The organism is Bacillus vallismortis (genome assembly GCF_040784915.1).
GTDB lineage: Bacteria > Bacillota > Bacilli > Bacillales > Bacillaceae > Bacillus > Bacillus subtilis_G.
Genome location: NZ_CP160797.1, coordinates 1,320,948 through 1,334,111, shown reverse-complemented (window position 1 = coordinate 1,334,111; position 13,164 = coordinate 1,320,948). Strand labels below are relative to the sequence as shown.

The window sequence follows — 13,164 nt, the reverse complement described above, 5'->3', positions numbered from 1 at the left end:
CTTGCCAGTGTATATACCGAATTACCCATTTCTCTTCCCTTACAAGAGATCAATAAAACATACAAAACGCACTCAAATGTTTTAGCACATTCACACCGGGAAACGAGGTGGTAGATGAAAAAGGAGGGATATCATGAACAAAACAATGTCTGTTCTAACCGCGACAGCCGCACTGACAGCCTCTCTTTCCAGCTTTGGCGCAGCACCTTTTCCAACCCCTGTAAAGGCCGAAACTCAAGCAACAACGCTCTCCGAAGATACGAATCAATCCGCCGCCGAGCTTGTCAAAAACCTCTACAACACCGCCTACACAGGGGAAATGCCTCAGCAGGCGCAAGGCCTTACCATTAACAAAAGCACGAAAGGCGATGTCCATGCTAAATTAGGGGAACCGGAACGGCCGTCCGGAGGAGACAATCGGTTTGATTTATATCACTGGAATATGGGGAACCCGGGCTACGGATTTTCCTATCATCAAGACATGACCATTTCAGAAATCCGCTACTTTGGAACCGGCGTGGAACGGCAGCTGAATTTAGGAGGGGTTACCCCGGAAGTGCTGCGAAATGAATTAGGCGCCGCTAATCGAGTGTTAACCGTCCCGTTTACCGATGAAATAGATTATGTATATAATACAGGCCGATATGAACTCCATTTTGTAATTGGCAAGGACCAGACCGCCGACCATGTAAACCTTAAAGCGAAATAATCACATCATGCGGCTGTTCAGCCGCTTTTTTTATTGGACAAATAGAGGGTATATTCCTTACAATACATGGGAGTTGAAACAGAGACGGGGTATCAATTCTCAATGAAGCGAAATCGATGGATATATGCAGCTGTCACCATGATGATCATAGCGATGGGGCTGGGATCCAGAGCATTCTCAAGTGTTCTGCCGGATGCCGTCAATCCTTATCTGGGGGACTCGCTGTGGGCGGCCATGATCTATATGGGATGCGGGTTTCTATTTCGGAAAATGAAGACAATGATGACGGGCATGATCAGTCTTTCTTTCTGTTTTTTCATTGAAATCAGCCAGCTGTATCACTCAGATTGGATCGACCGGATCAGAGACACTTCTCTTGGCGGCCTTGTACTGGGGTACGGTTTTTTATGGAGCGATATCGAAGCGTATACGATCGGAATTGCACTCTGTGCAGCCATAGAACTGCTCGTCCTAGGAATCAAAGAGCGCCACAAAATGTGACGCTTTTTTCATATAGAAAACAACTTTTCATATTGCTCAAAGGTTTTTTCCATTACAAGATTCATCCTGATTTCCCCCTTGTTAAAAACATACGGTATGCCGCAGCGTAAGGGTCAACATGGAAAATTAAGCCCTTTTGCACTGTAAAATCATCCAAACCCGCCGATAGGTAAGGCATAGGAGGTGGAACGATGGATATTCCCGCTTTATCAGTTGCTATGCATCAAGCATCACTTGCCCAAAATGTTGATATCGCTTTAACGAAAAAAGTGTTGGACACGGCCCAGCAAAATGCCGATCAAACCTTAAAGATGATTCAGCATCCGACACTCGGACAAACCATTGATATAAAAGCTTAATCACACACCAAAGGCGGCCAAGGACTCCATCCTCCCGGCCGCCTTTATTGTTCACAAAAGAGCATGCATGTTTTGACTGTTCCTCCGTATGATGTATTGTTTGCCATATGAAGGAGGTTATTAAAAGACATGAAAAGATTGTTTACGAAAGCTTCATTGATATTATTCGCAGTTGTATTTATTTTCGCCGTCAAAGGGACGCCCGCCAACGCCGAAACCCATGCCTACGATGGAAAAAGCCCTTATTACAATGATTGTGCATCCAGCGGCTCTACAAAAAAATCCTCAAACTTAGTGAATGCCAACAATCAAGTCATCGGGGTGGTCGAGCTCAAATTCAGCAGTGCATGTAAAACGGCTTGGGCAAAAATCACGATGAATCATACATTGACGTCAGGCTATGAAGCAAATGCGGAGATTACCCGGAACACGGACGGAAAGAGATATAACTGTGATTCTGCAGGCGGCAATGGAAAAGCGGTGGCCGGCCAAAAATCTTGTTATACACCGATGGTATATGATTTGGATCCACGGACTTCTTACGCTTTCGGTAAGTATTCAGGACCGAATCTGAATGTTTGGGCCACTACAGGCTCTTACTAAAAAGAAAAAAGGCTGTCCAAACGGGCAATATCCGCGGCAGCCTTTTCGTATTAATTCGCTTCTCTTTGTTTTTTAACCTCTTCAAGCTGAGAGACCGTCACCAATTGATAGCCTTGATCGGTGAGCTTTTTGATAATTTCATCGGCCGCGTCAGCAGAGGTGCGGTAAATGTCGTGAATCAAGATGGTTCTTCCATCTCCCGCCTGACTCATGACCCGGTCAACGATTGTTTTTTTGTTGCGTTCTTTCCAATCTTCCGGGTCAATATCCCATAATGCGACATCCATTTTCAATTGACTCCGCAGCTCATCATTAATGCCGCCGTATGGAGGTCTTACAAGCGTCGGACGGTATCCGCTTATTTTTTCAATAATATCCTGCGTGTCGTTGATCTGCTTTAACGCTTCTTTTACTGAAAGCCTTGTGAGAAGCGGGTGGCTCCATGAATGGTTCCCCACCTCATGTCCTTCTTTCAGCATCCTTTTAAGCGTTTCCGGATAATATTGCACCCTGCTCCCGAGAACAAAAAACGTGGCATGCCCCTTATGTTGCTTCAAGGAGTCCAAAATTTGATTTGTTGTCGCAGGATTCGGGCCGTCATCGAAAGTAAGCGCAATGACTTTTTGATTTGGATCAACCGTTTCCTCTTTAGGCAATGAAATCACTTCATGCTTCGGCTTTTGCTCTTTGATTTTATTTTTGTTTTTTGCTTTATCAATATATTGTTCTTTCACAATGTCTTTCAAGAGGCTTTTCTTAATCGCAATCGATTGCTCCCCAAGATAGCCTGCTGCGACCTGATATGTATCGAAATAAAATTCGATATAATCTTGCTTGATGGCAAAGCGGCTGAAATTTTCTTTTTTCGGTGCCGTTCCTTCCTTTAACAGCGCTTCGTCAGCAGCAATGTCCTTATCTTTTTTCAGTTCATGATAAGCGATTAACGAAAGCTTATGTAAATAGTCAGCGTCCTCTTTGAAAATATCATCAATCGAAAGAAAAGCTTGTTTACTAAAATCATAGTTAAACGTTTTTTTCACGGTTTGCCCGTGTGCACCGCCGATATATTTATATTCATTAAATACAATCGCTACTGTCTGTTTGGCGTAATGGGCAATTTTATAATCAACATTTAATTCGTTGCGTTTTGTCGTATGCTCCTGATCAACGTCTTTTGTTTCCTTTTGAAATTGGCGAACCTCTTTCTCTGCGAAACTCTTTAATGCCGCATCCATTTTTTTATTTTTAAAAACTGGATAATTGACTGCGTAATTGAACGTTTTCCCGTCGTTCACAAGCGTTGCGATCTCCACGTTCCCATACTGAGAATCAGTTTTCACTTTAGTCATAACCGTTTCTTTTTGTAATGAATTATGGAAAAAGCCAATAAGGCCCGCCACACATACAACTGCTAATAAGATATGAAACCATTTGATTCTTTTTGCCAACAACCCAAATTCCTTCTTTCATAACCATTTCGATTTATCCTTATCAGTTAGAACTGTATCTTTTTAGAAATACTCTTGTAATATTACAGTAACATTTATTTCACATTTGTAATACTATGAGATTTAGTAGTTCTTGTCAATCCTTTTTCAGGGATTTCATCATAAAAAAATCGATTTCACGAATGTACATACACCCAACTCACACATCAAGAATATGGTAAAAGGAATAAAAAAAACATGGGAGGTTTTCCTCTTGGATTATCCTTTGAATGAACAGACATTTGAACAAATGACAACTTATGATGAAAGACAGCCTTATTATTATCCGCGCCCGAGACCGCCATTTTACCCGCCTTATTATTACCCTAGACCGTTCTATCCGTTTTATCCGCGTCCGCCTTACTATTACCCGCGCCCGAGACCGCGCCCACGACCGCCTTACTACCCTTGGTCCGGTTATGGCGGCGGTTTCGGCGGCGGATACGGAGGAGGTTACGGCGGAGGTTACGGCGGAGGTTACGGATACTAGGCGTCGTTTACCAAAATGGGGGCAGTCCAGCTCCCTATTTTTTTGTTTTAAAAATGACAATATCATGACAAATATAGGAAATGATTGTAATTCTCATAGCCGTCTTGTTACGATAACAATAGCATGCAGTTTTGGGGGAGGCGTCTATTTTTGGAGAATACAAGTGATTCTGCAGCTATATCTGAAACGAAATACATAAAACCTTCAAATCGGGTAACAATTTACGATTTTATCAAACTTGCAAAACCCGGCATTATCATATCAAACTCGATAGCAGCCTTCGGCGGATTTTGGATCGCATTTGCAAGCGCAGAAAAACCATTAACCGGAATGGCTTTTTTGATGACAATGGTGACAGCAATGTTTGGAACCGCGTTTGTTATGGCTTCCGGAACTGTCTATAACAACTATTTTGATCGGCATATGGACGCAAAAATGGCACGCACCCGCAGCAGAGCCTCGGTCACAGGGAAAATGCCGCCAGCTATGCTCTTAACGTATGGCTCTGTTTTAGGAATCACCGGTCTTGCGATGCTCTATTCCCTCAATCCATTAACTGCCCTTCTCGGACTGGCCGCTTTTATTTTTTATGCGATTATCTATACGATATGGGTGAAACGAACTTCTGTGTGGAGTACATTTGTCGGGAGCTTCCCCGGAGCTGCGCCGCCATTGATGGGGTATTGCGCGGTAACCGGAGACATCAGTATGACTGCAGTGCTGTTGTACGCGATCATGTTTCTGTGGCAGCCCCCGCATTTTTGGGCGATTGGGATCAGACGCAAAGAGGAGTATCGGGCAGCGGGCGTTCCGCTCTTGCCTGTTGTAAGAGGAAATCATGTAACAAAAATAAAAATGATTCAATATCTTGCAGTTTTGGTGCCGGTCACGTTATTATTTCCTTTTACTCTCGCCAGCGGCCATATCAGTCCATTTTATTTCTTAGCTGCCCTGGTTCTCGGAGGCATATGGATCAAAAAAAGCATCCAGGGATTCAAAACAGATGATGACGTGAAGTGGGCAAAGGATATGTTTGTCTACTCGCTCATTTATTTTTGCTTGCTGTTTTTGATTATGATGGTTGATTCATTTGTGATGTTTTTGATCAGATAATAGTTATGCAAAAAGAGTCACACATTAATGCGACTCTTTTTTGTTTGGAAACACAGCATCTAATAGAAATGTCATGATCAAAAACACAGCCATGCAAATCAAAAATCGTACGATCTCACTCAAAATCCAGCTATCAGCAATACGCATACCATCGGTTTCTCGTAGGCTTGCATATATTGAAAAAATCATGAGTATGTTTTTTAGGGTTTCTTTGTTCATGTAATACCATCGCTTTCTTGAAATGATTACTGTAATGCAAAAATAAAAGATGAGGCAAAATCCATCCGCTTAAAAACATATCCGCATCACTGCATGTTTTGATTGTATGAAATCCTTGTTGTTTCAGCCAGCCATTTGCAAAGTTCAGGCAAACAGATAAAAAACAATAGACACTTGTAAGACTTCTCCCTTTCTTAAAGGCTTTATTTCAGTTTAGATACAAATTTTACTTTCAGGCCTTATCCAAGGTTTACGAAACTTCTTGCTCGAACTACCGTATAGCTTATCAGGAGGGATCAAACGATGAAAGAGTATGAATTCGTAAGAGTTGAACTGAGTACGATGAGAAGAAGGCCTAAAGAAGACTACCAGCAAATCATCCATGACTATGCGAAAAGAGGCTGGACATTGATTCAGATTTTCGCTCCCAGTATCGATGGGTATGGAGCGGCTGCTTATTTTGAAATCATATTTGAAAGAGATGCGGAAAAAGCTTAGTCTATGTGTCTAAGCTTTTTTATTTACCCTTTGTATCCCAATCTCGTTGCGGGCCATCTATACAATTTCTGCAAATGCAGCATCACATGCTTTTGCTAAATCTCGCGGCGCTAGCTTTAGCTGCATACCGATTTTCCCTGCACTGACAATGATAAAATCAAATGTTTCAGCGGCCGCATCAATATAGGTCGGGAACCATTTTTTCATGCCAATTGGTGAGCAGCCGCCGCGAAGATAGCCAGTTACCCTTAATAGCTCCTTCATTGCAATCATGTCTATTTTCTTTTCACCTATTACCTTTGCCGCCTTTTTTACATCTAATTCCTTTGCAACAGGTACAACAAAGACGTAGTAATGATGGGCTCCCGCTGTTGCCACCAATGTTTTATATACATACTCCAAAGGATATCCGATTTTTTCCGAAACAGAGACGCCATCTACCGGCTGGCCCCCTTCTGTTTTGTAGCCTAATAACTCATAGGAGATGTTCTGCTGTTCGATCAGACGCACCGCATTCGTTTTTGCCATTTTTTTCGCCATCCTTTTCCCCCACTATCAAAAAAATTCCTGAATTCCTGTATGTCTACTTTATTACAGTCAATATAAATACTAACACTAGAGATATCCATATTCCACCAAGCTGCATGTCCAACTCCCAAAACACAGTCATTGTCCTCACACCTTTCGTTCTATTCTTAGTTAACATGAAATAAATCAGGAATGAACGAAATAAACCCACATACAATTTGTATGAATGTAAAATGAAGGAGTGGTTGCTTTGTATCCTTACTTTCATAGTCCTCCGTCAATTCCTTACTTTACACCTACTCATAACTCTCAGAGAAATCCAGACTTTACAGAAAGACAGCGAAGAAGACAAATCACATTGAATGTAGATGGCGTTGTACCACCCTCTTCCTATGAGGATCTCGGAGACGGGTTTTATTCTTACGCATGGACGAACCAACAGGTCATAAATCCGGGTGAATACCTTGTTTGCCACCTTGAAGGAAGGGATATAAAAGTGATGAATGGCGGTTTTGCATCACGTGATACTGCTCCATTATATGCGATCGCAAGCTTTCCAAGGAGAAGAAACCAATGGGTTATTACGCTTCATAATCCTGTTCAAACCCAAAGAGCCATATCGCTTTATCTGATTGCGAAAAGGTGATACGAAATGCCCTCAGAAAGCATTCAGGTGGCTTAATGGTCCTTCTTGAAACGAACAGTTACGATAAGGATGAACCTTCTTGATACCGCATCTAAACGAGATCGGTGAATAACTTTTTTGAAACAACACCTTATTTCCGTGAGAATTTAGTTAAAAACAAGGGGACAATAGAATTTGACTCATGGATAATTTTAAAGAAGGATAATCAGGAAATTGTTAGAGGAACCATTTTTAGGTGACCATTTAAAACAATAAAAAAAGCAGGCATTCCGTCTGCTTTTTTGAAGGGCATGTAAAGAGTTAAAACCCTTCCTCTAAACTGAGAGCGGGTTTAAACAATGATTTATGAAGTTTCCTTACTCATCTTTTTTATCTTTGTCGGTATCTTCAGGATCCTCAACTGGATCTTCGGGATCAGGGTCATTATCGTTTTCATCATCTTTATTGATGGTATCATCCTCGTCGACACCTGGAACGTTGTTATTGTCAGTATCTTGGTTGTTGCCGTTTTGATCTTGATCGTTCTCCTCGACGTCTGGAGCATTGTTATCATTATTATCTTGATCATTATTACAGCCCGCTAATACAAAACTGGTCAGAAACAACGCACTTATGATTTGCAGCCATTTTTTCATATTCACCCTCCTTTCTTCTTTTTAATCCCTATCAGTTTGTCCAGCATGTTTACTTTCATTCGTTTGCATTCTTATATTTCTTTCTTTAAAACTAAGTAACGCAACAAATATTATGAAAGGACATGGCTCGAAGATGAATCATTTCCGGTAGATAACTGTCCTTATCTGGCAATTAGGAGCCAGCATAGCTAACAGTATGAGGGAGGGGGCTAAAATAAAGGGATCAGATCACTCCCTTTTAATTCAATCAAAAAACCCTTCAATCGAAGAAGGGTTTTTCCATTCATCAACACCTTAGTCTGCTACAGTCAACAGTCAAGACCAGCATGAATTGGCGCACTTGTTATCTTGATCGTGTCATAGATAAGAGACGATACACTCTGCCTGCCCCTCCAGTTTAAATTCTCCAAACCCGTAAGGCAGCAACATATGATCTCCTTTTTTGAAGCGATTGACACTCCCATCGGAGATGATACGGCCTTCTCCTTCAATCACACTGACAAGAAGGAATGGTTTTTGCTGCTTTAATCTTGCTGATCCTGATAAACTCCACTTTCCCACTGAAAAGTAAGCACATTCAATAAACGTGGTTGTAAGCAAATCATCTGTTTGCTCATAATGAACAGATTGCCGATCTGGAATGGATGGAACCTCTATGACTTCTATGCTTTTTTCCAAATGCAGCTCTCGCAGCTTGCCTTCTGCATCTTTTCGTTCATAATCATATAATCTGTAGGTTGTATCTGAATTCTGCTGCGTTTCCAAAACGAGAATGCCTTTTCCAATCGCATGAACGGTACCGCTTGGCACATAGAAGAAATCCCCCGGCTTTACCTTTACGCGGCGCAAGAGCTCGTCCCATTCTCCAAGCTCTATCATCGAGCTCAGTTCTTCTTTTGTTTTTGCGTTGTGGCCGTAAATGATCTCCGCGTCTTTTTCGCAATCAATGATGTACCAGCATTCGGTTTTTCCAAGTTCCCCGTTTTCATGTATTTTGGCGAACTCATCATTCGGATGCACCTGAACGGATAAATCTTGATCTGCATCTAAGATTTTTGTAAGAAGTGGGAAACGATCCCCTTCCAGATGTCCGAATAAATGTCTGTGATGATCCCATAATTCGCAGAGCGTGAACCCTTTATACATTCCGCTTTGAACAATGCTTTGTCCATTTTTATGAGCGGCAAAAGCCCAGCACTCCCCTGTTCGTTCTGACGGAATGTGATAACCGAAATCAGCTAAAGCGGTGCCGCCCCAAATCCTCTCTTTGAAAACAGGCTTGAAAAATAACGGTTCAGTCATCATGAAAATCCCCCCGCATTAAATGATTTCATCCAGCAGTTTGTATGCTTCTTCTTTGGTTTGCACGGAGAGCAGCCGCTTTCTATAACTGTCATCCATTAGTTTTCGGGATAACATCTGCAATATTTTCAGATGCTGGTTTCCTCCACTTTTTTTTGGCACAGCAATCATAAAGATTAATTTTGCATCTGATCCATCCAGGCTGTTCCAGCCAACACCTGATCGTTTGATCCCAAAGGCAACACTCGGCTTCCTGACCGCCTCAGACTTTCCGTGCGGAATCGCGATATTCATGCCAATCGCCGTTGTTCCCTGTTTCTCACGATCCAAAATGGCTTGTTTAAACCCGCTCTCTGAAAGCAGCATACCTCCGCGGGACAATGTTTGAATCATTTCATCAATGATGTCATCTCTCGTTTCTCCGGATAAATGTGGTTCTATCAACTCTGGGCTGATGATGTCTGTCAGTTTTTTGATGTCCTTCATTTCAGCTTTTTGGCTTTCAGCTTGAATTGGCTTCTGTATGTCTTTTACTGCAGCAGCTTCACTTGGCGGTGCAGTTTCGCTGAGCACAGGAGACGCCGCCGTAATATCCTTTTTTAGTACATTGACGAACAGAGCAGTGACAAGAGATCCTGCAATCACAGCAATAAAAAACATCAAGACATGATCAACTGCACCAAGCACTGCAACGATAGGTCCGCCGTGCGCCACTCTGTCTCCCACATTGCCAATCATCGCTATGACAGAACCAGTCATAGAACCTGCCATAATACTGGGAATGACTCGAAGAGGATCCTGCGCCGCGAATGGAATAGCTCCTTCAGTGATGCCGAAGAGTCCCATCGTAAATGCCGCTTTCCCCATTTCTCTTTGCGGCGCCTCGAATTTTCTTTTTCCAAAAAACGTCGCGATGCCGAGGCCAATCGGCGGTATACAAATAGCAACTGCAATTGGGCCCATGATTTCGTAGTTTCCCTCACCAATCATGGCCGACCCGAACAGAAATGCCACTTTGTTTACGGGGCCGCCCATATCAAATGAGATCATCGCGCCTAAAATCAATGCCAGAAGGATCGAGCTCGAACCTTGCATCCCCGCCAGCCAAACCGTTAAAGATGTGAAAATTTGAGCTACAGGTGCGCCGATCAAAAACACAAACGCTAACCCTACAATCAGGGATGCAAACACCGGAATAATAATAATCGGCATAATCGGCTGGATTGCTTTTGGAACTTTTAATTTTTTGATCCCAAGTGCCGCGTATCCAGCCAAAAATCCGGCAATGATTCCGCCGAGGAAACCGGCGCCGCTTGCGCTGTCATAAAAACTTCCAGCCGCTGCAATATATCCGCCAATCATTCCTGGCACAAGTCCCGGCTTATCAGCGATGCTATATGCGATATATCCGGCTAATATCGGGATCATGAATGAAAATGAAGCACTGCCGATCTGTTCAATCGTTTTCCAGAAGGAATCATCTGGAATAACTAATCCTTTAGGTGTTTTTTCGCCCCCAAGCGTTAATGCAACCGCTATCAATAATCCGCCGACGACAATGAAAGGAACCATAAAAGAAACGCCGTTCATTAAATGACGGTAAATCGGATTTTGCTTCTTCTCCCGATGATTACCGGATTCCGATTTTGAAGCGGAATGATAGACCGGTATATCCCCGCTAAGTGCTTTTTGAATCAATTCTTCCGGTTTGCGGATGCCGTCCTGAACGCCGACAGACAGCAGTTTTTTTCCTATAAACCGATCTTTGTTTACGGAGCGGTCTGCCGCAATAATGATCGCGTCTGCCTCCTGAATTTCCTCAGCGGTTAGCTCATTTTCTACCCCGATTCCGCCCTGGGTCTCAACTTTAATGCGAATCCCTAATCTATCAGCAGCTTTTTGCAGGTTTTCCGCTGCCATATACGTATGGGCAATTCCATTCGGACAAGAGGTTATCGCTAACAGTTTCATATAAATCCTCCTTTAAACTATGAATCGTAAGATCTTGACTCAACTGTATACTGAAATCAGGCCGTAAAAATCGTTTTATTTTACCGTTAATTCCGGAAATAAAGGCATTTTTCGCTATAAACAAAAAAAGCAAGGTTTCAACCCTGCTTTTAATATTCCAAATGAGATAAAAATGTCATGACGTCTGTTTCTTTCGTCAGCTTCTGGACGATGGCCGGCTGCTCACTCAGGTATGAAAGCTCACTAAACAGCTGCTTTGTCATATTTTGATCCTCATGTTTGACAGCCAGCATAAAAACAAGCGATACTTTCTCATTTCCCCAATCAAGCGGCTCTTTTAATGTAGCAATTGCAATTGCTGATTGTTTAATGTATTTAGCGTTTGCATGAGGAATGGCTATGCCTGCCCCAATGTTTGTCGCCGCCATTTTTTCCCGCATAACCGCATGAACCGCATATTCCTTTTCAACATAGCCTTTCTCATACAAAGCTGTCGCCAGCTGTTCAATCAACTTGTAGCGGTGCTCTGCCTCTTGCTGCAAAAAAACCAAAAAAGGAGTCGTATTGTTCAGCATATGAAAGGTTTTTCGTTTTTGGCGGTGCGATTCGTCGAGCTGACGTATAAATGCACTCAATTTCTTCTCGTCACCAGGCTCCAAAAGCGGTGATACAACAATATGGGGAATCGTTACACGTTCCAGCGCAATGGTAGAAATGACAAGATCGATATCTTCATGCTTTTTTATATAGCCCTTTAAATCGGCCTTTGCAATACAGGCCACTACAGCGATTTGATGATATTTCCGTTCAATTCTCGTCCGCAGCAATTGAGACATTCCAATACCCATGTGGCAGACGATGATCGCCTTTTTATGTGTCTCGCTGCTGTGGTGCAGCCGTTCGATCGCTGCCTGAAAATGCAGCGTCAAATATGCTGCCTCTTCCTCAGGTATATAAAGATCAAACGATTGATTGATGTCTTCCAGAACGTCAATGATCAGATGAAACAAATAAGGGTACATCTTTTTGATGTCATTGAGCATAGGGTTTGATACAGAAAGATCGTAGCTCAGCCGTTGTAGCACAGTATTGAGATGAATGTTCAATCCGTTGACCAAATCCTGATCTTTATGAAAATCCAGCATTTTCAGCTCTGAAACACGATTGATTAAATGCCCTACAACCTTTGGAAGCACTGCATTTTCAAGGTTATTTGTCTCTTCTTTCTGTAATGGATAACGAACTTTCCCGCCCAATATATGTAATGTTAAATACACAGCTTCTTCTTCAGGAAAGCGGATGGCAAAAACCGGCTCAAGCCGTTGTAAACAAGCAAAAGTCCATTGATATTCTTTCTTCTTTTTTACGACCGCCTGTTCTCTTGGAGATATCGAGATCGGCTGTTTCATTTTGATTCGGCGGATCATTAACAATGTATGCAGCAGCAAACTCTCAAACGTCTCATCTGTGAAATAGAGAGAATGCTTTTTTTGTAATGATTTGATTTCTTTCATCACAAAATCGACTTCATGACGTAAGAACTTACTTTTAATAAATTGGCTAGTAAACTCCGTGTTATCAATCAAATCAGATATTCTTGCCAATGCTTTTCTTTTATTTTTTTCGTTCCCTTCAACCTTCAAACCAATCCGCTGCTTCGAAACCAACGTGATCTCATACCGCTTCAGCCACTCTTCTAGCGCACATAATTCCTTTTTAATGGAAGAGCGATTCACAAAATGCTGAGCGGCTATTTCTTTTGCGGAAACAGGCTTTGCATTCATTAATAAATCATAAGCAATATGCAGCATTCTCTCTTCATCGGTCCGCTGCCTAGAATGAAAATGTTCAGTATATAATTGTTGGCTTAACCAGGTCCTTTCCTGTTCTTCTATATTTAGATAGACACCAAACCCTGGCTTCCGAATGAGCTGCGCATGAGAATGTTCATTGAGATAATCCTCAATCGCTTTCAAATCATTCCTGATCGTTTTTTCAGAACACTGTACCCTGTCTGCGAAATCTTGCACAACTAAATAGTCATCAGGTTCAGATAACAACAGATACAAAATCTCTTTTTGTCTTGTATTCTTGTATTTCATC

At 42.2% G+C, this 13,164-nt stretch carries 14 protein-coding genes and 1 pseudogene; 9 read left to right on the top strand and 6 right to left on the bottom strand.

Annotation, left to right across the window (positions count from 1 at the left end; genetic code table 11):
• Window positions 1-133: 133 nt before the first annotated feature.
• The 4 genes from ABZM97_RS06685 to ABZM97_RS06670 all read left to right on the top strand — a co-directional run bounded on the left by ABZM97_RS06685 (window position 134) and on the right by ABZM97_RS06670 (window position 2,172).
• Window positions 134-709, top strand: a complete 576-nt coding sequence (locus tag ABZM97_RS06685) for a YjgB family protein (protein WP_087990842.1) — start codon at window positions 134-136, stop codon at window positions 707-709.
• Window positions 710-811: 102 nt separating this feature from the next.
• A complete protein-coding gene (locus tag ABZM97_RS06680) occupies window positions 812-1,210 on the top strand; it encodes a DUF2809 domain-containing protein (RefSeq protein ID WP_087991037.1) in 399 nt (132 codons plus the stop codon).
• Between the two features lie 191 nt (window positions 1,211-1,401).
• Window positions 1,402-1,569 (top strand): YjfB family protein, encoded by a 168-nt coding sequence (locus ABZM97_RS06675; RefSeq protein WP_087990841.1) that lies wholly within the window; start codon window positions 1,402-1,404, stop codon window positions 1,567-1,569.
• 129 nt (window positions 1,570-1,698) lie between these two features.
• On the top strand, window positions 1,699-2,172 hold the full coding sequence (locus ABZM97_RS06670; protein WP_087990840.1) for a YjfA family protein: 474 nt from the start codon (window positions 1,699-1,701) through the stop codon (window positions 2,170-2,172).
• A gap of 50 nt (window positions 2,173-2,222) precedes the next feature.
• Here the strand turns inward: ABZM97_RS06670 and pdaC are convergent, their stop codons facing one another.
• Entirely contained in the window at window positions 2,223-3,623 is a 1,401-nt protein-coding gene (pdaC, locus tag ABZM97_RS06665; protein ID WP_087990839.1) for a peptidoglycan-N-acetylmuramic acid deacetylase PdaC, read from the bottom strand.
• A gap of 250 nt (window positions 3,624-3,873) precedes the next feature.
• On the opposite strand from pdaC, the gene ABZM97_RS06660 reads away from it, so the two are divergent.
• The 3 genes from ABZM97_RS06660 (at window position 3,874) to ABZM97_RS06650 (ending at window position 5,979) form a co-directional block, all read left to right on the top strand.
• Window positions 3,874-4,149 (top strand): spore coat protein, encoded by a 276-nt coding sequence (locus ABZM97_RS06660; protein WP_141113376.1) that lies wholly within the window; start codon window positions 3,874-3,876, stop codon window positions 4,147-4,149.
• Window positions 4,150-4,272: 123 nt separating this feature from the next.
• Window positions 4,273-5,262: a heme o synthase gene (gene cyoE, locus ABZM97_RS06655; protein WP_087990838.1), complete on the top strand. Its 990-nt coding sequence runs from the start codon at window positions 4,273-4,275 to the stop codon at window positions 5,260-5,262.
• 522 nt (window positions 5,263-5,784) lie between these two features.
• Complete coding sequence (locus ABZM97_RS06650; RefSeq protein ID WP_087990836.1) at window positions 5,785-5,979, top strand: DUF4177 domain-containing protein; 195 nt, start codon at window positions 5,785-5,787, stop codon at window positions 5,977-5,979.
• A 57-nt stretch (window positions 5,980-6,036) separates the two neighbouring features.
• On the opposite strand, the gene ybaK is transcribed toward ABZM97_RS06650, so the two are convergent.
• Window positions 6,037-6,519, bottom strand: a complete 483-nt coding sequence (gene ybaK, locus ABZM97_RS06645) for a Cys-tRNA(Pro) deacylase (RefSeq protein ID WP_087990835.1) — start codon at window positions 6,517-6,519, stop codon at window positions 6,037-6,039.
• A 238-nt stretch (window positions 6,520-6,757) separates the two neighbouring features.
• On the opposite strand from ybaK, the gene ABZM97_RS06640 reads away from it, so the two are divergent.
• Window positions 6,758-7,153 carry a hypothetical protein gene (locus tag ABZM97_RS06640; protein ID WP_087990834.1) on the top strand — a complete coding sequence of 132 codons (396 nt, stop codon included), beginning with the start codon at window positions 6,758-6,760 and terminating at the stop codon, window positions 7,151-7,153.
• Between the two features lie 35 nt (window positions 7,154-7,188).
• Window positions 7,189-7,386, top strand: a pseudogene (locus tag ABZM97_RS06635) (N-acetyltransferase); the annotation flags it as partial.
• Between the two features lie 123 nt (window positions 7,387-7,509).
• Here the strand turns inward: ABZM97_RS06635 and ABZM97_RS06630 are convergent.
• The 4 genes from ABZM97_RS06630 to ABZM97_RS06615 all read right to left on the bottom strand — a co-directional run bounded on the left by ABZM97_RS06630 (window position 7,510) and on the right by ABZM97_RS06615 (window position 13,163).
• Window positions 7,510-7,788: a hypothetical protein gene (locus ABZM97_RS06630; protein WP_087990833.1), complete on the bottom strand. Its 279-nt coding sequence runs from the start codon at window positions 7,786-7,788 to the stop codon at window positions 7,510-7,512.
• 357 nt (window positions 7,789-8,145) lie between these two features.
• Window positions 8,146-9,093 (bottom strand): mannose-6-phosphate isomerase, class I, encoded by a 948-nt coding sequence (manA, locus tag ABZM97_RS06625; protein WP_087990832.1) that lies wholly within the window; start codon window positions 9,091-9,093, stop codon window positions 8,146-8,148.
• A 15-nt stretch (window positions 9,094-9,108) separates the two neighbouring features.
• The gene (locus tag ABZM97_RS06620; RefSeq protein ID WP_367387325.1) at window positions 9,109-11,061 is read right to left on the bottom strand and encodes a fructose-specific PTS transporter subunit EIIC; all 1,953 of its coding nucleotides are present in this window, start codon (window positions 11,059-11,061) and stop codon (window positions 9,109-9,111) included.
• Between the two features lie 149 nt (window positions 11,062-11,210).
• Window positions 11,211-13,163 carry a transcription antiterminator gene (locus ABZM97_RS06615; RefSeq protein ID WP_367387324.1) on the bottom strand — a complete coding sequence of 651 codons (1,953 nt, stop codon included), beginning with the start codon at window positions 13,161-13,163 and terminating at the stop codon, window positions 11,211-11,213.
• Window position 13,164 lies beyond the last annotated feature (1 nt).

Bases quoted from the DNA above. Each gene is read 5' to 3' on its own strand.
- ABZM97_RS06670 (WP_087990840.1), top strand. From the start codon at position 1,699: ATGAAAAGATTGTTTACGAAAGCTTCATTGATATTATTCGCAGTTGTA.
- ABZM97_RS06620 (WP_367387325.1), bottom strand. From the start codon at position 11,061: ATGAAACTGTTAGCGATAACCTCTTGTCCGAATGGAATTGCCCATACG.
- ybaK (WP_087990835.1), bottom strand. From the start codon at position 6,519: ATGGCGAAAAAAATGGCAAAAACGAATGCGGTGCGTCTGATCGAACAG.
- ABZM97_RS06680 (WP_087991037.1), top strand. From the start codon at position 812: ATGAAGCGAAATCGATGGATATATGCAGCTGTCACCATGATGATCATA.
- ABZM97_RS06615 (WP_367387324.1), bottom strand. From the start codon at position 13,163: ATGAAATACAAGAATACAAGACAAAAAGAGATTTTGTATCTGTTGTTA.
- cyoE (WP_087990838.1), top strand. From the start codon at position 4,273: ATGCAGTTTTGGGGGAGGCGTCTATTTTTGGAGAATACAAGTGATTCT.
- manA (WP_087990832.1), bottom strand. From the start codon at position 9,093: ATGATGACTGAACCGTTATTTTTCAAGCCTGTTTTCAAAGAGAGGATT.
- ABZM97_RS06650 (WP_087990836.1), top strand. From the start codon at position 5,785: ATGAAAGAGTATGAATTCGTAAGAGTTGAACTGAGTACGATGAGAAGA.
- ABZM97_RS06685 (WP_087990842.1), top strand. From the start codon at position 134: ATGAACAAAACAATGTCTGTTCTAACCGCGACAGCCGCACTGACAGCC.
- ABZM97_RS06675 (WP_087990841.1), top strand. From the start codon at position 1,402: ATGGATATTCCCGCTTTATCAGTTGCTATGCATCAAGCATCACTTGCC.
- ABZM97_RS06630 (WP_087990833.1), bottom strand. From the start codon at position 7,788: ATGAAAAAATGGCTGCAAATCATAAGTGCGTTGTTTCTGACCAGTTTT.